This is a genomic window from Bilifractor sp. LCP19S3_H10, from assembly GCF_052119185.1.
Classification (GTDB): domain Bacteria; phylum Bacillota; class Clostridia; order Lachnospirales; family Lachnospiraceae; genus Bilifractor.
This window is the reverse complement of record NZ_JBQKFT010000012.1, coordinates 85,682-106,221: the sequence shown is the minus strand read 5'-3', so window position 1 is coordinate 106,221 and position 20,540 is coordinate 85,682. Positions and strand designations below refer to the sequence as shown.

The following is a 20,540-nucleotide window of genomic DNA, read 5'->3' as shown; positions in this document are numbered from 1 at the left end:
CTTCAGATTCCGTCTCGCGGCGGACACCCTTGCCTTCGGCTATATCCTTCCCACTACCGGGTGGATTCGGGACTTGAACCCGTTGGAAACGTGCGCCGCTAGGCGCACTGCAAAAACGCAGGAGCACTCTGCTCCTGCGTTTTTGTATAAAGATATTATATTCGATACCGTTATGAACCCGATCCGTCCGGAAGAAGCCGTCTCACCGTTACGATATTGTCGTAATCTGCATTGGTGTAGGTAATTCCCTGTGCTTCATTCGCCGCATTGATGATCTGGCCGTCACCGGCATAGATACCTACATGTCCATCATAACAGATCACATCTCCTACCTGTACATCAGAATAGGAAACCTCTGTTCCGTCGTTCTCAATATCCCACGATGTTCTGGAAGTATTGATACCGAAATGATTGTATACCTGCTGAACAAATCCGGAGCAGTCTACTCCGTTTGTCAGACTGTTTCCGCCATAGACGTACGGATTGCCCAAGAACTGCTGCGCATATGCCAGAAGCGCGGAACCGGATGCTGTAGAGGTGCTCCCGGTCGCCTGATATGCCTGCTGTGCTGCCTGTCTGGCAGTGGAGACATCTGTTCCCGTGCTTGCCGCGATCTGCTGCGCCGCCTGCTCAATTGCCGCAGACGCCTGCGCGCTGTTTCCGGATGAACTTCCGCCTGCAGAAGCAGTTCCGTCCGATGATCCGCCCGCAGCAGAAGCCGTATAGGTATACGTATCTGCGGAGCCGCCGTCAGACGCAGCTCCATTGTTCGATGATGCAGCTGTGCTGTTTCCGGATGAGCTTTCGCTGTCAGATCCGGAGGTTCCGTTTCCGGAACTCTGAAGAGCTACCACCTGACTGATATAACCGTTCTGCTGATCAACCAGCTGCTGATACTCCTGTGCCTTCTGATATGCGTCCGCGATTCTCTGATCCGCGTCACTATACTGTGCCTTTACCTGTGAGATAAGGTCCTCCAGACGGGCCTTATCCGTCGTCAGCGTATCCTTATTCTTCTGAAGTTCAGCTTCCTCGTTGTTCTGCTGCTGCTGAAGGTCCGTTACCTTTGTTACAGAATCAGCATATGCCTGAAGCTGCTTGCGGTCGTAATCATACAAGGTTCCGGTATAGCTCTTCGAATTCAGCCATGCATTCAGATCGCCATCCTCAAGGAACACTTTGATCCATCCGGCGTCGCCGCCCTTCTCGTAGATATACTGAATACGAAGCTTCATTGCCTCGTGCTGCGTATCTCTGTCTGCGATCGCTGCCGCAAGATCCGTCTTCGTCTTCTCCATATCAGACTCAAGAGTCGTAAGTTTGCTGTTCACAGAATTAATCTCGGCAACCGTTGTGACAAGCTGTGCTTCCAGGTCATCAATCTGCCCGAGAAGCGCCTGTTTCTGAGCCTCAAGTTCATCAATCGAGTTGTTCAGCGAACTCTCTGTCACCGCAGACCCCGTATCGTCCGCGCTGACCGGTACTGCCGGCGCAGCCGTGAGAGCAATTATAAGTCCGATCACTGCAAGTTTATTTCTCTTCATCAAAAAATCTCCAAAAAGTTAAATACTATTTCTCCGTGAAAACCTTATACGTATTCTGATGCTCGCTGCGGGGCACCACTGTTCTATGTTCCATATTTCAGCCCAAAGAAAAGGGAACTTTAATAAAAATGAAACATTTCATTAATCTTTCTCATAATAGCATAACTTTTCAGGTGTTACAAGGGCGAATGAAATGAAATCGACGCATTCCTTTAATTTTATTAATATCTTTTACCCAAAAAAGACACTGTTTCTTTACAAAGCCTGAATCGACATCCGTGCTGACGCCGCTCATATTCACAATCAGCCCGGGCTCGCGAGCAGAATCACCATCTCAGCCGTCTCCACAATCTTTGTGCCGGAATCCATCGCGCATTTCTGCAGATACCGGTGGGCCTCTGGTTCCGTCATATGGTTCCTTGCCATAAGGATTTCCTTCGCCTGATCAATCTTTTTCTGATCCTCTTCATTTCTGGGAACCGGCTTGTCCTTTTTTCTCCTCTGCGGGACCTCACCCAGCATCGGAGAAAGCGTCTGGAGAAGCTCATGCACCTTTAAGGGTGTCGGCAAATAGACCGTGTTGGCGGGGAGAACCTCGTCATCGACATTTCGCGGAGAGGTTACCAGAAGGATCTGAAAGCTGTCCGGGATGCCCTCGGCGAGATCGAGATATATGCCATCGGCAAGCCGATAACCGCAGATCACAACCCCGCCGTACAGAGTACCTGCCAGCGAAATGGCCCGGTCTACCGTTGTGCATACACCATTGACATTTAGACCATGACGAACCAGAATTGCCCGTATTTTCTTAGCGTCTTCCAGCTTGGAATAAGCAACAATAATACTTCGCAATCATATATCCTCAAATCATCCAAAATTTTGCATCCGAAGAGTCAGTATCTGCCAAGATAGGTCTGAAGCTCCCAGTTTGTGATAACCGAACGGAAGTCTCTCCATTCGCCAAGCTTCTTCTCCTTAAAGCCGTCATAGATAAAATCGCCCAGAACTTCACGGATCATGGGATCCTTATCCGAATATTCCATTGCCTCTCCCAGTGTCTCCGGCAGAGTATCAAGATGCATATTCTTCAGCTCCCACCTTGATTTTCCGGACAGACGGACATCCGCCTTCTCCGGCGCCTTCATCCTGTTCCGGATGCCGTCCAGGCCGGCTGCCAGGATGACCGCAAATGCCAGATAAGGATTGCAGACTCCATCGGGGCTTCTGTACTCGATGCGGGCATTATTTCCCTTGCGATGGGGCACATTGATCACTGCCGAGCGATTCGCCAGATTATCTGACCACGCGATCTGCGTCGGCGCGTCAAAACCGGGAATCAGTCTCTTATAGGAGTTTACAATTGGATTTGTGAACAGCGTGATCGATTTGCTGTGTGACAGAAGACCCGCCACGAACTGCTGACCGGTTTCTGACAGGTCTCCGCTTCCGGTTTCATCCGCAAAGAGATTCTTGCCAAGCAGATCCCGACAGATAATATTGATGTGCATACCGGATCCGTTGACCCCTTCCGTCGGTTTCGGAAGGAAGGTTGCATAGAGGCCATGCTTTTTTGCTATGGTCTTCACCACCATGCGGAATGTCACAACGTCGTCAGCAATCCGGTCCGCGCGTCCCTCCGCGAAATCAATCTCATGCTGAGCCGGTGAAATCTCGTGATGAGAACCGAGCACCTCAAAGTCCATCTCTTCCAGCGTGAGGATAATATCTCTGCGCACATTCTCCGCCAGATCAAGCGGAGCTACATCGTAAAACCCGGCGATCTCATGTGTTGTCGTTGTCGGATGCCCTTCGTCATCGGTATGAAACAGGAAAAATTCCTGTTCCGGACGGATCTCAAACCTCAGGCCCATGTCAGCCGCTTCCTTCAGAACTCTTTTGAGCACCTGACGGCAGTCACCTGCAAAAGGCTCTCCCTCTTCTGTGTAAATATCGCAGTACATCCGGGCAACCTTTCCTGTCTGAGGTCTCCACGGATAGATTTCAAATGTATCAAGATCCGGGTACAGATACAGCTCCTCCGCCCCGTCCCGGATACCTCCGATGGCAGATGCCTCGAAGGTGCATCCATTGTTGAGTGCCTGCTCCAGGTGGCTTGCGGTAATTGCCAGATTTTTCGGCATGCCGAAGATATCGGTGAACTGAAGACGGATAAACTCTACATCCTCTTCCTCTACGATCCTGAAAATATCCTGCTTCGTATACTTGCCCATATATACCCTTTCCCGGAACCTGTCCGTTCCATACAGTTTATCTGCAATTAACAGTATGCATCATAGCTTTCCGCCGTGCGCTTTCAAATACTTAATTTATATCATATCTGTTCTGATTTTGCATTACAAACTGTAATAATGAGGAATATTCAAAAAATCCTTGAAGTGCTGTCCTCTCTCTGCTAAAATAGTGATGTTGCACAGTGGGTATCGGTCCGCATCTTTTCAGCGGCCTTCCCGCAGATCAAATACGGAGATGTACTCAAGTGGCCGAAGAGGTCGCACTCGAAATGCGATAGGTCGGGTAACCGGCGCAAGGGTTCAACTCCCTTCATCTCCGCTTCTTAAAAAGACCTGTCCGGTGATCCGGGCAGGTCTTTTTCATGTTCTGACAAACGCTTTCGCTTATTCTTCTTTGATATTCTTTTTAACGTATTAGTGCTTTCGCCTGCTCTTCTTTGATATTCTTTTTAATGCTTACTTTTCCCATGCTGCTTCATTTTATTTGCTTTGTAAGAAGGTCACATACTTTTTCCGTTATGCCAGTGTTTCTGATCACCAAAAAACCGGCACCCTTTCGGATGCCGGTTTCGTTTCTATGCTTTTATGCCGCGTTTTGAATGCGGCGTGTCAGTTTGCAATTTAGTAAACCTCTGCCCACTCTTCGATGTTGCTCGGATCGAACTTGAACGGCTGTCCAAGGATAACCTCAGAAGCACCGTCAGCGTTTGCGGTAATCTCATACGGATTGCCGTCGTTCAGATCTCCTGCGGAGAAGGTGTCGCCTACAGCGCCGGTCATGGAGCCGTTAACCAGAGCTACGGATGCATATGCTGCCAGAGCGCCGAGGTCAATCGGGTTCCACAGGAACATGTACGGGCAGGAATGAGAATCATCGTCACCGATGTACTCTTTCATCTCAGACGGGAGTCCAAGTCCGGTAAGCTTTACCGAAGACTTCTGGTCCTGAAGAACCTTTGCTGCTGCAGCGATACCTACGGTTGTCGGGGAGCAGATAACCTTCAGATCCGGATATTTGGTAAGAAGAGCCTGTGTCTGGTCAGTGGACTTCTGAGCCTCATCATCGCCGTATGCGATCTCGTCAAGCTTCAGATCCGCATATTTGTCATCGGACTCAGCGATCTCTTTCATCGCGTCGATCCATGCGTTCTGGTTCGTAGCCTGGGAGGTAGCGGAAAGAATCGCGTACTCACCGGAGCCGCCGGAGATATCATAAACCGCGTCCATAAGAGCCTGTGCGATTTCCTTAACGCCGGCCTGGTTGCAGAATACAGAACGATAATCAGCGTCAACATCGGAGTCGAGGGTGCATACCTTGATTCCAGCGTCAGATGCCTGCTTCAGTGCCGCGTCAAGAGCGCTTGCGTCATTTGCCGCAACCGCGATGGAGCTTACGCCCTGTGAAATCAGAGACTGAATCACTGTGATCTGCGCATCAGCAGTGGCACTATCCGGATAAGATACGATGATCTGGTCATCAGAGCATCCCAGTGCCTTCAGTGCATCCTGGAATCCGGAAGCCTCTCTCTCGTTGAACGGGTTTCCTGCTGACTTCGGAACGAGTGCATAGGTGCCGGATACATCACCGACTCCGCCGGCTGCCCCGGATGTGGAGGCAACAGCCTCAGCACTGCCGGAGGAAGCAGCTGTGCTGCTTGCGGATGAAGTGCCTGCCGCAGATGATGTGCTTGCCGAGGAAGCAGAACTGCTTGAGGATGACTTGCTGCTGGTGGAAGTAGATGTGCTGCTTCCGCATCCCGCTAACAGTCCGGCTGCCATAGCGGCCGTCAGTACTACGCTAACTACCTGTTTTTTCATTGTTAAACCCTCCTGAATCATTCTGGTCTCATCGACCATTTGCTGTTTCCGGTCTCGCTGACCGGTTACCCCCATCAGAAACCTTCTGTGATTTCTGACTGTAGATTAAGTGTAACATCACCATTTTTTTCGTGAAATGGTAATATTTTTAGAAAAAAGGTACAATCTAACGATGCAGACTCCTTGAAATCGCAAACAGACCGCCTGTCGCAAAGCCCCGTATGAAACCGTCCTGTTGGTCCATATCATGCGGGCGCGGCTCCGGAGCTTGTCGCGAAGCGCGCATATGGGGCCCGATGCGATTCTCATTTCGCCGCAATCGTTTTTCTTTTGTTCTTTACCGACTGATTAATTCCCGGAACAAGGGCGGACACAATCAGCAGGATACCGATGATGACCAGAATCGTCTGGCCGCTCATGTTCAGCTGTCCGAGGGCGATACGGAGACATACGATAGTGAATCCCGCAATCGTCGCGCCGACGAGATTTCCCTTGCCTCCGGTGGTGGCGATGCCGCCGAATACGCACATTGCGATTACGTCCATCTCAAAGCCCTGTCCGGTTGTGGTATTGGCTCCGAAGGAGGTCGCAAGGAGGAACAGCGCACAGATACCTGCCATGGTACCTACCAGTGTAAAGCAGATCTGACGGATCTTCTGAACCGGAATTCCCGCGTACAGAGCCGCCGTGCGGTTGGATCCGACCGCGTACATCTTCCGTCCGAATGTTGTCCTGGACAGGATGAAGATAAAGATGACCGCCGTGATGATAATAAGGAAGAAGGCAATCGGGAACGGCCCGACCATGCCTCCGATTTTTGAGAATCCCATCGGATCTGACAGAGATATCGATCCGCCGCTGCCCATGGATACCTCCGCGATTCCGCGGAAGATGATCTGGGTGCCGAGCGTGATGATCATGGTCGGCAGCTCCTGGAAATGCGTCGCGATCACTCCGTTCAGGCTGCCGCAGAGGAATCCGACACCGATGCAGACGATGATCTGCACGATCAGAGGCGCTCCCGCGCGGTTTGCGAAGCAGGTCATCGTTCCGGCCAGACACACGATGGCTCCGACGGAAATATCGATTTCAGCGATGACAAGGATGAATCCCATCGCGTACATCATAAACAGTTCCGAAAGATATTTCGGCATCTCACGGAGAACATTGGAAAAAGTAAAGCTCTTGGAGACAATCGATCCGAAAATCAATACTGCGATAAAAATAACGATCAGGCCACTCTCCCAGCTTAAGACTTTGCTCTTAATACTGGTCTTCGGGGTGGCATCTATGGTTCTTCCTGATTTTCCTGCCATGATTACATCTCCCTTCTTTCCAGTGCGGCTCTGTCCATCGTGCGCTGTGTCAGTACGTTAATGAGAACAACGGCCAGTACCACGACTCCCTTGATCAGGTTCTGCCAGATGGAATCCAGGCCGACCAGCGGAAGCGCCTTTGCGAGCACTGCGTAGAACAGGGCTCCGAGGAAGGTTCCCACGACTGACCCGCGGCCGCCGTTCATGGATGTGCCGCCGATGACGCAGGCAGCGATGACGTCCATTTCTTTTCCGTACTGCATGTTCGGCTGTGCGGAAGCATAGATGGATACCGAGAGGGCACCGGCAATTCCTGCCAGAAGGCCCATGATCGTGTAGACCTGAATCAGAACGCGGTCTACATTAATACCGGACACCCGCGCGGCATCGGCATTGGAGCCGACCGCATAGATGCGGCGTCCAAAGGTCGTCCATTTCATGACGACGAAGAAGATAACATAGGCGATAATCAGAACAATGTACGGGCCGACCGATCCATCCTTTCCGAACTCGGCGAATTTTGCCACGTCCGCTCCGGATGCCCACTGGTTGTTGGATACCACATAAGCGAGTCCGCGCCAGATATACATGAAGCCCATCGTACAGATAATCGGTGCCAGATGTCCCTTTGAAATGATCAGTCCGTTCAGGAAACCACAGGCAATGCCGATCAGTGCGGCCAGCAGGAACAGAACGAATGTATTGGTGAATCCCGCTCTCTTCTGCAGCATTCCGATGATCATTCCGGTGAAGGCAAGCGTTGAAGTAATCGAGATATCGATGCCGGCGGTAAGCATGACACACAGCATACCGAGCGCCATCAGCATGGTCAGCGCATTATTTCGGAAGATCTGTCCGATGTTCGTCGGCGTCAGGAATGTGCCCCGGCTGAGAATCTGAACAATAACCAGCATCACAATGAGGATCAGCAGCAGGCTGACTTCACGGGAACCGGTGATGATTTTCCATAATGATTTTTTCTGATTCATTATTTAACTGCCTCCTTCCCGGTAGTCCTGCTGTTTTCCATGGAGAGCTCCAGAAGGCTTTCCTGAGAAGCCTCATTGATATCCAGGCATCCGGTAATCCGTCCCTTGCACATCGTGTAGATCCGGTCGCTCATACCCAGAATCTCCGCCATCTCGGAAGAGATCAGAAGAATCGCATATCCCTTCTTCGCCAGATCTCCCATGATGCTGTAAATCTCTGCCTTTGCGCCGACATCCACGCCCTTGGTCGGCTCATCCATGATCAGCACCTTCATATTATCCTGAACAAGTGCCTTCGCAACCACGACCTTCTGCTGATTTCCGCCGGACAGGCTGCTGCCCGGATCAAAGATCGTCACTGCCTTTGTATCAACCTCTTCCAGGTACTTCTTAGCGAGCTCCCGCTCCTTCGATTCGTTCTTCACCTTGAACGGTCCCTTTGCAAGCTCATCCTGCACTGGAAGAATGACGTTGTCCCCAAGCCCCCAGCTGAGGATCAGGCCCTGTTTCTGACGATCCTCCGGAAGAAGGACGATTCCTTCCTTCATCGCATCCGCGGGATTCTTGATATGGACCTCTTTTCCATTAACGAATACCTTGCCGGCATCCGGCTTGGTGATGCCGCATACCGCTTCCATGGTCTCTGTACGTCCCGCGCCGACCAGACCGGTCAGTCCCACAATCTCTCCGGCATGAATATTCAGAGACACATCCTTGAAATATCCCGTGCGGCTCATTCCCTCAATGCGGAATACCTCGTCACCGATCTTTACCTCCGGCTTCGGATACATATCAGAAATCTCACGTCCGACCATCGCCTTGATCAGATCCGCCTCGGTGATCTTGTCTACATCATAGGTTCCGATGTACTGAGAATCACGGAATACGGTAACCCTTGAAGCAAGCCGGTACATGTCCTCCATGCGGTGCGAGATGAAGATAATGGAAACCCCTTCTTCTCTGAGCTGATCCACGATCCGGTACAGCTTCTCGGACTCATTTGCCGTAAGCGCCGCCGTCGGCTCATCGAGAATGATGATCTTGGCGTTTGTTGAAAGTGCCTTGGCAATCTCAACCATCTGCTGCTGAGCTACCGAAAGCGTTCCCATCTCGTCGCTCGGCTTGAAATCTGCGTCGAGACGGTCGAGAAGCCTTTTGGCCTCCTGATTCATCTGCCTCCACTGGATCATCCCGTGCTTTATAAATTCATGACCGATAAAAATGTTCTCAGTGACACTCAGCGTCGGGTAAGTCGTTGGATGCTGATAAACAGCAGCAATACCCGCCGACAGAGCATCCTTCGGTCCTTTGAAATGTACCTCCTTGCCGTTCAGGTACATGTGGCCCTCTTCTGCCGCGTGAACACCTGTGATAACCTTGATGAACGTAGATTTGCCCGCTCCGTTCTCTCCCATCAGAGCATGTACTTCTCCGCGGCGCAGCTGAAACTGCACGTTATTCAGCGCTTTCACACCGGGGAAAATCTTGGTAATACCTTTAAGTTCCAGAATCAAATCCTCTGACACGCTCTTGTCCTCCTTTCCATATGAAAGAAGTATAGCATCGGACCAGAGTACGCTTTAAGAGGAATTTTTTATGGAATCGGGTAATATTTTTTCCGAATCTGATTCATTCCGTGCTATCATATGTTTGTATATTGTTGATTTAAGCGAAAACACGAACAAAAACCACACTCTTGCGTTTTTTCAGGGAGGTATCACCATTAAACTTCTGATTGTAGACGACGAAAATCTGACCCGCACGGGACTGACCTCCTCCATCGACTGGATCCGGCTCGGCATCGACGAGGTCTATGTCGCCGGAGACGGTCTGGAGGGACTCCATCAGGCCTCCGTTCACAAACCGGAAATCATCCTGAGTGATGTGCGGATGCCCCGGATGTCCGGAATTGAAATGATGGAACGGATTCATACGCTCATGCCGGACACGGTCTTCATTTTCATGAGCGGTTATACAGACAAGGAATATCTGAAGGCCGCCATTCGCCTTCAGGCTGTGAATTATGTGGAAAAACCACTGGATATCAGCGAGGTGGAAGAGACGGTCAGGGCCTCCATCGAGCGCTATCACACCATTGAGCAGACAAAAAACGCTGAGAGCATCACAGATTCCATTTCCGCCGCGCACCTGGCACTCTGCCTGACGATGCCGTACCCTTCTTCGCGCAAATCCGTGGAGGATCTGAGCCGGAAGTACTGTATGCGCTACGGATCTGTTGATCTGTTTCACGCGGCCTTTACCGTTCTTCTGCAGACAGACGAACAGGTTGACCTGAGACCCGATTTTTTCTCGCGTCTTCAGAAGCTGCTCCATGATTTCGCGCGGCAGCTGCATCTTCATGTGATCGCCGCCGAGAAGAAGCCGAACCTGTTTGTCTTCCATCTGTTCCGGAAAAACTCGTTCACCCAGAATACGGTCCGGACGGTCACAGATTTCCTCTCCTGCCATATCGAGACGGACAACTGGTATCTGTCTGCCGGACAGATCGTAAGCGGAATTCAGAAGCTTTACGATTCCTACAGTTCCGCCGCCATCCGTCTGCAGAGCAGTTTCTTCTATAATAATAGGACAGTTCTCTGCAGCGATCCGGAATCGCCCTCCCCCTCCCGGGAGAACCCGGAGACAATCTACGAAGAGCTGACCACGGCTCTGAGGAATCCCTCCCGCGTCACTCTGGAGGAACTCATGGATAAGCTGTACCAGGCAATCTACGAAAATCCCTCCCTGATCCGGGGAAATATCCAGACCCTGTACTACCGGCTTCTTGATGCTGTCTTCACACAGAGAAGGCAGCGCCAGCTCCCGGGCTCCGGCACCCAGAACAGCTTTGACAACACCCTGGATTCCCTCAACCGCTGTTTTTCATATCCGGAACTCCACGACATGCTGAAGAAGACCATCAACGATTTTCTGAACGATGTGGAGAACTATGTGCCGATGAATTCCTCGGTCTATCTGATCAAGGAATATATCAGCCGCCACTACAGCAACCCGATGCTTTCCACAAAGGAAATCAGCGGGTATGCGTCTCTGTCCGCATCCTACGCATGCACGGTGTTCAAGAACGAGACCGGGCAGACCCTGAACCAGTATCTTACGGAATTCCGTCTGGAGAGGGCGAAGGAGCTGCTCGCGGATCCCCGGAACAATATATCCGACATTGCCACGCGCGTCGGATATAACGACAGCAACTACTTTGGAAAGGCTTTCAAGAAATATTCCGGTCAGTCCCCATCCGAGTACCGGGAGAGCAGGTGTTCCCTTTGAAGAAAGAGCGCAAAAAAAATACCAGATTTTCCCATCTCTACGGAGATCTGAAGATCCAGTACAAATTATTTCTGACGATTATGCTTGCGGTGGCGATTCCGATGATCGTCGCGGGGATTTTTTTCTCCACGAGGCTGTATCAGCTGATCACCTCCGACACGCTCCGTCAGGAGCAGATTGAGACCGCCGCGTCCGCCCCTCTGCTTCAGCAGCGGATACGCAGCGTCATTGATGTCTACGATCAGATCAAAACCAACCGGTTCTACACCAGTGTATTTTCAGAGACGATCGATACCTCTGTCCCGGACGCCCTGACCTCGGAGGATGCCGCCGCCTTCTCGAGCGGTCTCTCCAGATATCTCTCTTCAAACGGCGTATCGGCAATCCGGATCTATGTCGATCTCCCGAAGGACAGCCGCGTTTTCTCTGTGGGAAACAGCGTCTTCGCCTCCATGCACGACATAACGGCGACCTACTGGTACGGCATTTTCTACAGCACACACCCATCGGAGCTGTTCTGCCCACCGCTGTACCTTGGTGTCTCTGAGAAAAACGACCTGGGAGACTGCGCCTATATTCACCCGGCCTCTGTCAGGGATTCTTCCGGAACCATTACAAAGTGCTATGTTGCCTGCTATTTCCACTCCGATACCCTCCGGAAGATTCTGAGCGGACATCCGACACCGGAGGGAGGCGTCTCCTATATCACAAATGAAAGAGACGCCATGGTCACAACCACAAATTCCAGGCTTTCCGGCATCTATTATATGAATTACAGCAGCATTCAGAATAATCTGATGAGTTCAAATGGGTTCCTGGAAAAAAAGGTTCTCGGCGAGACAGTCTATGTCTCATACTATTATCTTCCCGCGGCGGACTGGTTTCTGGTGAACATCACGCCATCCGCCCCTCTCCGCCGGACGACCATGATGTACTGGCTGAAGCTTGTCACAATCTGGTCCGCGACTGCCGTCATCGCTATTTTTCTCGCCTACTTCCTGTCCCGCTCCTTCACGGACCGGATCAGTGCCGTCAGCCGGCAGATGAGCCGGGTTAAGAACGGGCCGCCAGTCCCCATGAATTCTCCGACCGAGAATGACGAAATCGGTGATCTGGTCGACTCCTACAACTACATGGCAAGGCAGATCAACAATCTGATGGAGAAACAGCAGAAGCAGTCCGAGGAACTTCGGATCGCCGAGTTCCGCTCTCTGCAGGCGCAGATCAATCCACATTTTCTGTACAACACCATGGAAATGATCAACTGGATGGCGCAGCAGGGACGGACAAGGGAGATCAATCAGGCTGTCCGCGATCTTTCCAGATTTTACCGCCTTACGCTCAGCCGCAAGGATTCCATCGGCATCCTGGAGGAGGAGATCGAGCATGCCTCGATCTACGTGCGCCTTCAGAACATGCGCTTCGACAACGGCATCGACTTCGTCGTGGACGTGCCGGATTCCATGATGGAAAATCGGATTCCCCGGCTGACCCTTCAGCCGATTGTCGAGAACAGCATCCTTCACGGCATTCTCGAAAAGGAAGGCCGGAAGGGAACGATCGTGCTGACTGGATGGATCGAAAACGGAACCATGATTCTGCTCCTCTCGGATGACGGCGTCGGCATCCCGCCGGAGAAGATCGGTGATCTGCTCACCGGAAAAATACAATCCTCCGGTAAGGGAAACCAGATCGCCATCTTCAACACACACCGTCGCCTGCAGATTCTCTACGGCGAGGACTACGGCCTCCGCTATTCCAGTACTCCGGGCCAGGGAACCGAGGTTGAAATCCGGATCCCCGCATACACCAACCCGGATCAGCTGCCTCCCAAGACGGGAAAAAGCTAGATTTCCGTCGCCCGATCAATATTTAAGCCATTAAAGCCAGGTAACGCGACATAATTTACAATCTCCCTGAAACCCGGAACCGCCCGGAGGCGACGGCCTCCACCACCGTTTCAAAGAAAACCTCCGGGCCGACCGCCGATGACGTCCGTATCTGCCGCTTCAGAATCCGGATCTCCGGATTCTCTCCGGTTCCCTGACGGCGCGCTTCCTCCGCCGCCAGCTTTCTTGCGGTTTTCTCCGCATATTTCTCCGCATCCTCATAATGTTCAAATTTATGTTTTCCCTTACCATCGGTCACCGAGAATCCGTCTGGAACCGCACCCTGATAATCCGCCTTTACATGAATGCTGACTCTCGCGGAAACCTTTCCGGCAATCGCCCCAAGCGCATTCGCAACGCCGGCGAAAGGATGAATGACTGCTCTCGTCCCGAGATATTCTGCAACGGTCGGGAGAAAGATATGCACCGGCGCGCCGACGCCGATGATCGGCAGGTCCGTATGAATTCTCATTCCCGCCCAGTCCTCTGCGCCGCCTTTCCTGGCTTCCTCAAACGACCAGTCGATCATCTTCTTCACCCCGTCCTGTTCCAGGTAACGCCGCTGCCCCGGATGCTGCTGTGTCATCAGAATCTCCACGATTCTGCGGTACATTTTCTTCTCTACCAGGCGATATACCTCGTCCGCCACGGCCTCCTCCGGCCCCATCTCCACAGATTTCTCGTTCTCTGCTGTCTCTTCCGGATCTGTATTCTGGATCAGGAAACGCACTGCCTCGCGAACCGCTCTTGCAGAATCTTCTCCGTACAGATCGATGTCTCCCTTCAGAACCATCATATCCGTCGGGGTCAGGCCGCTGCGCATGATGACGCCTTCCGCCTCAAGCCGCTCCGTCCCCGGCTTGTACACGCTTTCTCCGGCAGCTTCCGCAAAATCCTCCAGGATCAGCGGTCCGTTCCGAAGAGCCTCGCAGATGCGGATCTCCTCCGGCGTATACCGGTCCCGAAGATCCGGATCATCCAGAATATTATTCTGCAGCACCAAAAATTCATGAAGCATCCGCGTGTGTTTTTTGCCGGATTCCGCCAGCACCTGAAGCCTGTGGATGATCTGCTCCTTCTGTTCCGGGAACATCTGCACCAGAGCTGAAAGCGGTATCACCCGCTCCTTCCCAAGGAGAATGCGGCCGTTTTCAAATAAAACCTCGCTGTCTCCGCCGAGCAGAGTCGTATCGACATACAGCCCCTTGACCGTGGTCCTCCACTGCCCGATCGAGATCCCCTGATCCGCCAGCACCGGCTCTCCTTCACGGATCAGCGCAATATCCGTCGTTGTACCTCCCATGTCCACGAGAATCCCGTCCGGCTCTCCCGAGATCACACTCCCGCCGACCGCACTCGCAGCCGGTCCTGACAGCAGCGTTTCCACCGGTCTCTCACACGCGACCGCCTCTGCCATCTGATTTCCATTTCCTGCAACGATCGCGATCGGCATCTTCAGGTTCCGTTCCGCCAGCGCCTTGCGGACAGCATCTAAGAAATCTGTAATGATCGGAATCAGTCGTGCATTCAGAAGTGTACCTGCGCCTCTCCGCAGCACATCCACATCATGGAACATATTCCATGCTGTCGTAACCTGAAATCCCTCTTTCTTCAGGATTTTTTCCGCTTCCTGCTCAAATCGTCCGCCGTTTGCGTCCGGATAGATCTGCGTGATTCCCACCGCCCGGCAGCCCCGGAACCACTCCGGTCCCTTCTCCTTCAGTTCCTCCCAGTCCGGATCCTCCGGTTTCTCAAATAAATGCTCCGGCTTCCCATCAATGAAGACCAGCTCCTTCAGATCCCGGAATCCGTAGGATCCATATACCTGGTCCAGATTGCTCATCGATTCCGGATTCATGCCGATCATCAGGCACTTCGCCCTTCCTCCCTTATTCTCCAGACAGGCATTTGTCGCGAGCGTCGTGGAAAGCGCCAGAAGCTCCGCCTGGTGGATATAGCTCTGATCCATGCTGTCCAATGCCTTGAGAATGCACACCTCCAGATGGTCCTTCGTCGTCGGCGTCTTCCCCGATCCGAGTACCTTGCCGCTTCCCATGTCATATACGACAATATCCGTATAGGTTCCGCCGGTATCAATTCCTATTCCGATCATATTATAAAAAATTCCTTCTCCGTGTTTCACACGGCCTCATTCGTCTTCAATCGCGCGCTCGAACTCCAGCTTGTCTACAAAAACGTCCTGAAAGCTGCTCTCTGAGGCAAGCTCAATGAACTCAGTTTCCTCTGACAGCCTGCAGGCATACTCAAACTCCCCACGGTTCACCGCCGCAAGCTTTGCGCCTTCTCCGGCGGCATTCCCCACCGCCGTTATTCTGTCATGAAGCTCATAGGGTATCATTCCGATCTCACAGGCGCTCCCGGAATCCATATAGTTTCCGAAGGCTCCCGCAAGAAAAACGTGCCGGATCTCTCCGGTCTTCTTTCCCAGTTTTTCCGTCAGAATCTGTATTCCTGCCGCAATTGCTCCCTTGGCCAGCTGAACCTCCCTCACGTCCTTCTGTGTCAGATAGATCTCTTCGCCGTCTGCGCTGTCCTCGCCTCTGACGAGCAGAAAGGCAGGCTGTCCATGAACGGTGATCAATCTGTCCTTCAGCCTGCATGCCAGAGGATCCTCCAGGTCCTCCGGATCACGAAAAGCGCCGTAATTATTGATAAAGCCATGGCGGATCAGAAAGGCAAGCGCGTCAATCAGACCGGAACCACAGATGCCGACAGGCTTCACATCTCCGACGACTTCCAGAGAAAAACCATCGTCCGACTCCCGCAGATGGCTTACTGCACCGTCTGCTCCCCGCATGCCGCACTCAATTTTCGCGCCTTCAAAGGCAGGTCCGGCAGCCGTAGAGGTCGTAAGCATTTTTTTCTGATCTCCCAGAACCATCTCTCCATTGGTCCCGATGTCCACCATCAGAGTCAGCTCCTCCAGCCGGTCAAAGGCCGCCGATACCATACAGCCAATCGTATCCGCTCCGACAAATCCCGCAATATTCGGAAGAAGAAGGACAACTCCCTGTTTCTCATGAATGCTGTCCGCGCGTCTCATGTCCCGGCTGATCAGGAAACGCTTCCCGCTGTCTTTATTCGCCAGAACTTCCTTCTCAAGTTCAAATACCGGGATTTCCCCTGTCTTTTCCCCCATTGGACAGCGGGGTCCGAATTTCAGTCCCGTTTCTTCCGCCGTCAGGATCATTCCCTTCCGCACTGCCGGAACATAGGGAGCGTGCACAAGGCTGTCCGGAGATATCCCGAGGAAGAGATGATGCATACAGGTATTTCCGACCACAGCCGTCTGCAGAACATCCTCCACCTGAACTCCGGCGCTTTCCGCTGCCTCACGGATCAAATCGTTCATGGCTTTCACAATGCATGTTCTCAGCTCCCGGCTCCCCTCTTCTCCGTGTTCCAGCACATAATTTGCTCTGGAGATCACATCGGCGCCAAACGCGTGCTGCGGATTCATCCGGCTGGCAACGGAAAGCGTCCGTCCGGTATGCCCGTCCAGAAGATATCCTACAACCGTCGTCGTACCGATATCAAAGGCCATCAGGAAGAACGGAACGCCGGATTCTTCTCTCCCTGCGGCCTTCGCCTCTGCCTGATCTTCTCCCGGAAAAGCTCCTGGCTCCACCGGTACCTCCCTGGTCAGTCCCTCGGACAGTATTTTCCGGACCTTTTCCTGATACATCGTATCTACCGTCATGCTGCTGTCGATCCGGGTCTGACATGCCAGAACCACTCCGATTTTCTTTCCCTTCAGGATATCCACTCTGCATTTTCCGCACTTGCCGCAGCCGCCGCAGGGCGCGTCCGGCTCCAGACCCGCCATTCTCTCCGCCTCCAGAATGGTCATTCCCGCATCGGCCTCTATTTCCCTGTTCTGCGGCCGAAAACATATTCTGTATTTTTCTGCCATCAACCATCACCTCTTATAAAAAAATCTGCCGGTATCCCCCGGCCAGCCTGCTTGTACGGATCCTTACAGATCTTTACAGATCTTAATATCTGACACAACGAGATAAAACACGCTGCGCGAGTTTTATCTCGCTATCGCGACGCTCGCCGCACACGAATACTTCGCATTCGGCTGCGGCTCACTGTTCGCGTAAAAAAAGCCGGCGCATACAAGCTTTCCCATGCGCCGGCCCCATATACCTGTTCTTATGAAATTATTCTGCGCCAACCAGCTTCTTCGCAAGCTCAGCAGCCGATGCAGCATCCTCGGAATATCCGTCTGCGCCGATCTCGTCCGCGAATTCCTGCGTAATCGGAGCACCGCCGACCATAACCTTGATGTTGCTGCGGAACGGAGCGCCGTTCAGTGCGGCAACAGTATCTCTCAGCGATGGCATTGTGGTTGTCAGCAGGGCAGACAGCGCAACAATCTTTGTATCCGGATTCTCATTGACCGCCTCGATGATCTTGTCGATCTGCACGTCAACACCCAGATCAATTACTGTAAATCCGGCAGACTCGATCATCATCGCAACAAGGTTCTTGCCGATGTCATGAAGGTCGCCGGCTACCGTAGCAATGATGACCTTACCGAGCTTTCCTGCCGCTCCTGTTGCAAGATGCGGTTTCAGAACCTCTACGCCTGCCTTCATTGCTTTTGCAGCTACCAGCATCTCCGGAACGAAGATCTCATTGTTCTTGAACTTCTCTCCGACGATACCCATGGTATCGATCATACCCTTCTGCAGAATGTCGTTCGGATCAATTCCCTCATCCAGAGCAGCCTGAACTGCAGCCGGAACCTTCTTGGAACGTCCATGCTCAACCAGATTAGCAACTTCTTCAATACTTCCCATTGTAAAATCCTCCGCTTTTAAATAATTTATTTATATTCATTCCGCAATCACAGATCCCCTTTTCCGCAAGGATGTCTGTGAAATGAATATCTGACTGATACACACTGTGGTGCCCGTTTATCGGGCACAAACAGCTGTAAAGGATATCCTTATACCGCCGAACCGTGATACACGGTGTTCAGCGCTTTGGGGCACAGGCAGTTGTGAATGATACTCCTTATGCCTTCGGTTTCGGTCCGTACAGTCCGTCACGGAATCCTTCAATATACTCCATGCAGTACTCATCGTTGCCGAGAAGCGCCTCGGTTGCGAAGATAACTCCCAGAAGATCCCGGTTCGTCGGATCGAAGATCGCGCTGTCAAGTCCTGCCTTCATGGCCAGAACCGTAAATCCGATATTGACAAGCTTTCTTGCCGGGAGATTGAAGGAAATATTACTTACAGCGCCGGTAATATGAATGCTCGGATACTCACTGCGAATCGTCTGCATAACACTCTCCACCATCCCGATTCCGTCCTCGGAGGTGCAAAGCATCTCGATCAGCGGATCAATATGGATACGGCTCGGAGCAATGTTGTATTTCTTCGCCTCATCCATGATATGATGGAAGACTCTGAGTCTGTCATCCGCCGTCTTGGGAATTCCAGTATCGTCACTGCACAGTGCGATAACTTCCCATTTCGTATCGGCAATCGCCGGGAAGAGAATGTCAATCTTGTCGCCTTCTCCGGAAACGGAATTGATGATTCCGGGCTTCTTGCAGTACGGGAATATCTCCTTCAGGACTCTGGGGCTCGGACTGTCAACCGCAATCGGAACATCCGTAACTTCCTGAATGCAGTCAATCATCCATTTCAGTGTCTCTACCTCCTCCGCTTCCGGAACGGACGCGCAGCAGTCAATATAATCCGCTCTCGCATTCGCCTGAATCAGCGCACGGCGCTTGATTTCATCTGCGTCACGATTCTTGATCGCTTCCGCGACTGCGGGAATCGATCCATTGATCTTCTCTCCGATAATTATCATTGTAATACCCTCCTAAATATGCTGTCCAATCATCGCGTGTTCCTTTCCGCCAGAACACGCAGATGAGTATAGATTCAGTATAGCACCCTATTGTTCAATGTATACAATGAATTAAAAATACGCGTAAAAATTTATGCTATATTGTCGGCGTTTTTTGTAAGTTTCTGCACAAATTCATGCGTTTTATCTCGTTATCTCCGGTTTTTCCGTCATTCTGACACTGTATCTTTTCCACATGTACGGAGTTCCCCACATGTACGGAGAACCCTCTCAAAATTCATACTGCCTCCGAACAGATCCAGAGCGCTTCCAATCGTCACATTGATACGATCCTTTCCCTCCTGTTTCAACCAGCGAAGATCCTCAAAGCTTCCCACGCCCCCCGCATAGGTAATGGGAAAAATCCTTTTCGTTCCATCTCCATGCGGATTCGGAATACCCCCGGAAATTTTCTCCGATGCCTTCGCAAGAATATCCACCAGCTCCCGTTCGACTCCCATCGCCCTGCCCTCGACATCCGCCGCATGAATCAGGAACTCATCGCAGTACTTTGCAAATTCGCAAAGAGAATCAATGGTCACTTCCACGTCCGTAAATTTCTGCCAGCGGTCCGTCACGATATAATACCTGCCGTCCTTTTTCCGGCAGCTGAGATCCAGGACAAGGTGTTCCTTTCCCGCGGCAGACACCAGTCGTCCGAGCCGGTCCATGGAAACATTTCCGTCACGAAAGACATAGGATGTAACGATGACATGACTCGCTCCCTTTTCCAGAAAACAAGCCGCATTCTCGGCATTGACACCGCCTCCGATCTGCAATCCTCCCGGCCATGCCGCGAGCGCGGCCTCTGCCTGTCTCAGTGTCGCCTGATAGTACTCTGAGGACGGCGGGTTCAGCAGGATAATATGCCCGTTCCGAAGCCCGTACTGACGGTACAGCCTCGCGTAAAAGGCGGCATCCTGTTCGGACACAAAATTCTCCGCGGCAAAATCCCCCGCATCCTTCAGCGTCCCTCCTACAATCTGCTTCACTTTTCCATTGTGTATGTCGATGCACGGCCGAAACTCCATAAGAACCCTTCCTTTCTTGTCACTGTAGTTTTGTAGATGACCCCCTGAGACATTGTAGTTTATCGGCTCAGCTCCCTGAGACATTGTAGTCTTGTGGCTCAACCCCTCAGACATTATCGTCTTGCGGCTCAACCCCTTCAGGCCGACAGGCCTTCACCCTTCTATTTTGTACTTTCAAAATCCACCGGGCAGTTACTGTCCACATGAAATATCCGTTTTGCCTTGTCAAACCTAACTTCTTCATAATATAATGCAATCATGATCCAGAAACGTTCTTCGCCGGATTTCCGGAAGGAATTTTTCACAAATCAACTTATTCAAATTACAGAAGGGATGGTAATAGCTATGCAAAAGTATGAATGTGGTCCTTGTGGATATGTATATGATCCTGCAGAAGGAGATCCGGATAACGGAATCGCTCCCGGAACAGCATTTGAGGATCTCCCCGATGACTGGGTATGCCCGATCTGCGGCGCCGGCAAGGAGGACTTCTCCCCGGTTGACTGATATCGCTCCGG

Annotated in this window: 15 protein-coding genes and 1 tRNA gene; 4 read left to right on the top strand and 12 right to left on the bottom strand. The window is 51.9% G+C overall.

What is annotated here, in order from left to right:
- Positions 1–170: 170 nt before the first annotated feature.
- The 3 genes from ACTQZS_RS10485 to ACTQZS_RS10475 form a co-directional block, all read right to left on the bottom strand.
- Positions 171–1,544: a C40 family peptidase gene (locus tag ACTQZS_RS10485; protein ID WP_441475752.1), complete on the bottom strand. Its 1,374-nt coding sequence runs from the start codon at positions 1,542–1,544 to the stop codon at positions 171–173.
- A gap of 303 nt (positions 1,545–1,847) precedes the next feature.
- Entirely contained in the window at positions 1,848–2,396 is a 549-nt protein-coding gene (locus tag ACTQZS_RS10480) for an ANTAR domain-containing response regulator (RefSeq protein WP_441099646.1), read from the bottom strand.
- A 41-nt stretch (positions 2,397–2,437) separates the two neighbouring features.
- Positions 2,438–3,775 (bottom strand): glutamine synthetase family protein, encoded by a 1,338-nt coding sequence (locus tag ACTQZS_RS10475; protein ID WP_441475751.1) that lies wholly within the window; start codon positions 3,773–3,775, stop codon positions 2,438–2,440.
- 252 nt (positions 3,776–4,027) lie between these two features.
- Here ACTQZS_RS10475 and ACTQZS_RS10470 point away from each other — a divergent pair.
- Positions 4,028–4,115, top strand: a tRNA-Ser gene (locus ACTQZS_RS10470).
- Positions 4,116–4,417: 302 nt separating this feature from the next.
- Here the strand turns inward: ACTQZS_RS10470 and ACTQZS_RS10465 are convergent.
- The 4 genes from ACTQZS_RS10465 to ACTQZS_RS10450 form a co-directional block, all read right to left on the bottom strand.
- The gene (locus tag ACTQZS_RS10465) at positions 4,418–5,614 is read right to left on the bottom strand and encodes a substrate-binding domain-containing protein (protein WP_441475750.1); all 1,197 of its coding nucleotides are present in this window, start codon (positions 5,612–5,614) and stop codon (positions 4,418–4,420) included.
- A gap of 305 nt (positions 5,615–5,919) precedes the next feature.
- Positions 5,920–6,930, bottom strand: coding sequence for an ABC transporter permease (locus ACTQZS_RS10460; protein ID WP_441475749.1), 1,011 nt, complete (start codon positions 6,928–6,930; stop codon positions 5,920–5,922).
- A 2-nt stretch (positions 6,931–6,932) separates the two neighbouring features.
- Positions 6,933–7,919, bottom strand: coding sequence for an ABC transporter permease (locus ACTQZS_RS10455; RefSeq protein ID WP_441475748.1), 987 nt, complete (start codon positions 7,917–7,919; stop codon positions 6,933–6,935).
- Positions 7,919–9,334 carry a sugar ABC transporter ATP-binding protein gene (locus tag ACTQZS_RS10450; RefSeq protein WP_441475754.1) on the bottom strand — a complete coding sequence of 472 codons (1,416 nt, stop codon included), beginning with the start codon at positions 9,332–9,334 and terminating at the stop codon, positions 7,919–7,921. The genes ACTQZS_RS10455 and ACTQZS_RS10450 overlap by 1 nt, the downstream gene beginning before the upstream one ends.
- Before the next feature lie 181 nt (positions 9,335–9,515).
- On the opposite strand from ACTQZS_RS10450, the gene ACTQZS_RS10445 reads away from it, so the two are divergent.
- On the top strand, positions 9,516–11,207 hold the full coding sequence (locus ACTQZS_RS10445) for a response regulator transcription factor (protein ID WP_441475747.1): 1,692 nt from the start codon (positions 9,516–9,518) through the stop codon (positions 11,205–11,207).
- On the top strand, positions 11,204–13,057 hold the full coding sequence (locus ACTQZS_RS10440) for a sensor histidine kinase (protein WP_441475746.1): 1,854 nt from the start codon (positions 11,204–11,206) through the stop codon (positions 13,055–13,057). The genes ACTQZS_RS10445 and ACTQZS_RS10440 overlap by 4 nt, the downstream gene beginning before the upstream one ends.
- 55 nt (positions 13,058–13,112) lie before the next feature.
- On the opposite strand, the gene ACTQZS_RS10435 is transcribed toward ACTQZS_RS10440, so the two are convergent.
- From ACTQZS_RS10435 to hisA, 5 genes are all read right to left on the bottom strand, one after another.
- A complete protein-coding gene (locus ACTQZS_RS10435) occupies positions 13,113–15,209 on the bottom strand; it encodes a hydantoinase/oxoprolinase family protein (RefSeq protein ID WP_441475745.1) in 2,097 nt (698 codons plus the stop codon).
- Positions 15,210–15,245: 36 nt separating this feature from the next.
- A complete protein-coding gene (locus tag ACTQZS_RS10430; RefSeq protein WP_441475744.1) occupies positions 15,246–17,030 on the bottom strand; it encodes an ASKHA domain-containing protein in 1,785 nt (594 codons plus the stop codon).
- A 253-nt stretch (positions 17,031–17,283) separates the two neighbouring features.
- Positions 17,284–17,925: a corrinoid protein gene (locus ACTQZS_RS10425; RefSeq protein WP_441475743.1), complete on the bottom strand. Its 642-nt coding sequence runs from the start codon at positions 17,923–17,925 to the stop codon at positions 17,284–17,286.
- A gap of 217 nt (positions 17,926–18,142) precedes the next feature.
- Entirely contained in the window at positions 18,143–18,952 is an 810-nt protein-coding gene (locus ACTQZS_RS10420; RefSeq protein ID WP_441099635.1) for a methyltetrahydrofolate cobalamin methyltransferase, read from the bottom strand.
- A 209-nt stretch (positions 18,953–19,161) separates the two neighbouring features.
- On the bottom strand, positions 19,162–20,022 hold the full coding sequence (hisA, locus tag ACTQZS_RS10415; RefSeq protein ID WP_441475742.1) for a phosphoribosylformimino-5-aminoimidazole carboxamide ribotide isomerase: 861 nt from the start codon (positions 20,020–20,022) through the stop codon (positions 19,162–19,164).
- Between the two features lie 345 nt (positions 20,023–20,367).
- Here hisA and rd point away from each other — a divergent pair, with 345 nt between their 5' ends.
- Positions 20,368–20,529: a rubredoxin gene (gene rd, locus ACTQZS_RS10410; RefSeq protein ID WP_441099633.1), complete on the top strand. Its 162-nt coding sequence runs from the start codon at positions 20,368–20,370 to the stop codon at positions 20,527–20,529.
- Positions 20,530–20,540 lie beyond the last annotated feature (11 nt).

Bases quoted from the DNA above. Each gene is read 5' to 3' on its own strand.
- ACTQZS_RS10485 (WP_441475752.1), bottom strand. From the start codon at position 1,544: ATGAAGAGAAATAAACTTGCAGTGATCGGACTTATAATTGCTCTCACG.
- ACTQZS_RS10475 (WP_441475751.1), bottom strand. From the start codon at position 3,775: ATGGGCAAGTATACGAAGCAGGATATTTTCAGGATCGTAGAGGAAGAG.
- ACTQZS_RS10465 (WP_441475750.1), bottom strand. From the start codon at position 5,614: ATGAAAAAACAGGTAGTTAGCGTAGTACTGACGGCCGCTATGGCAGCC.
- ACTQZS_RS10460 (WP_441475749.1), bottom strand. From the start codon at position 6,930: ATGGCAGGAAAATCAGGAAGAACCATAGATGCCACCCCGAAGACCAGT.
- ACTQZS_RS10455 (WP_441475748.1), bottom strand. From the start codon at position 7,919: ATGAATCAGAAAAAATCATTATGGAAAATCATCACCGGTTCCCGTGAA.
- ACTQZS_RS10450 (WP_441475754.1), bottom strand. From the start codon at position 9,334: ATGGGAGAGAACGGAGCGGGCAAATCTACGTTCATCAAGGTTATCACA.
- ACTQZS_RS10445 (WP_441475747.1), top strand. From the start codon at position 9,516: ATGGAATCGGGTAATATTTTTTCCGAATCTGATTCATTCCGTGCTATC.
- ACTQZS_RS10435 (WP_441475745.1), bottom strand. From the start codon at position 15,209: ATGATCGGAATAGGAATTGATACCGGCGGAACCTATACGGATATTGTC.
- ACTQZS_RS10430 (WP_441475744.1), bottom strand. From the start codon at position 17,030: ATGGCAGAAAAATACAGAATATGTTTTCGGCCGCAGAACAGGGAAATA.
- ACTQZS_RS10425 (WP_441475743.1), bottom strand. From the start codon at position 17,925: ATGGGAAGTATTGAAGAAGTTGCTAATCTGGTTGAGCATGGACGTTCC.
- ACTQZS_RS10420 (WP_441099635.1), bottom strand. From the start codon at position 18,952: ATGATAATTATCGGAGAGAAGATCAATGGATCGATTCCCGCAGTCGCG.
- hisA (WP_441475742.1), bottom strand. From the start codon at position 20,022: ATGGAGTTTCGGCCGTGCATCGACATACACAATGGAAAAGTGAAGCAG.
- rd (WP_441099633.1), top strand. From the start codon at position 20,368: ATGCAAAAGTATGAATGTGGTCCTTGTGGATATGTATATGATCCTGCA.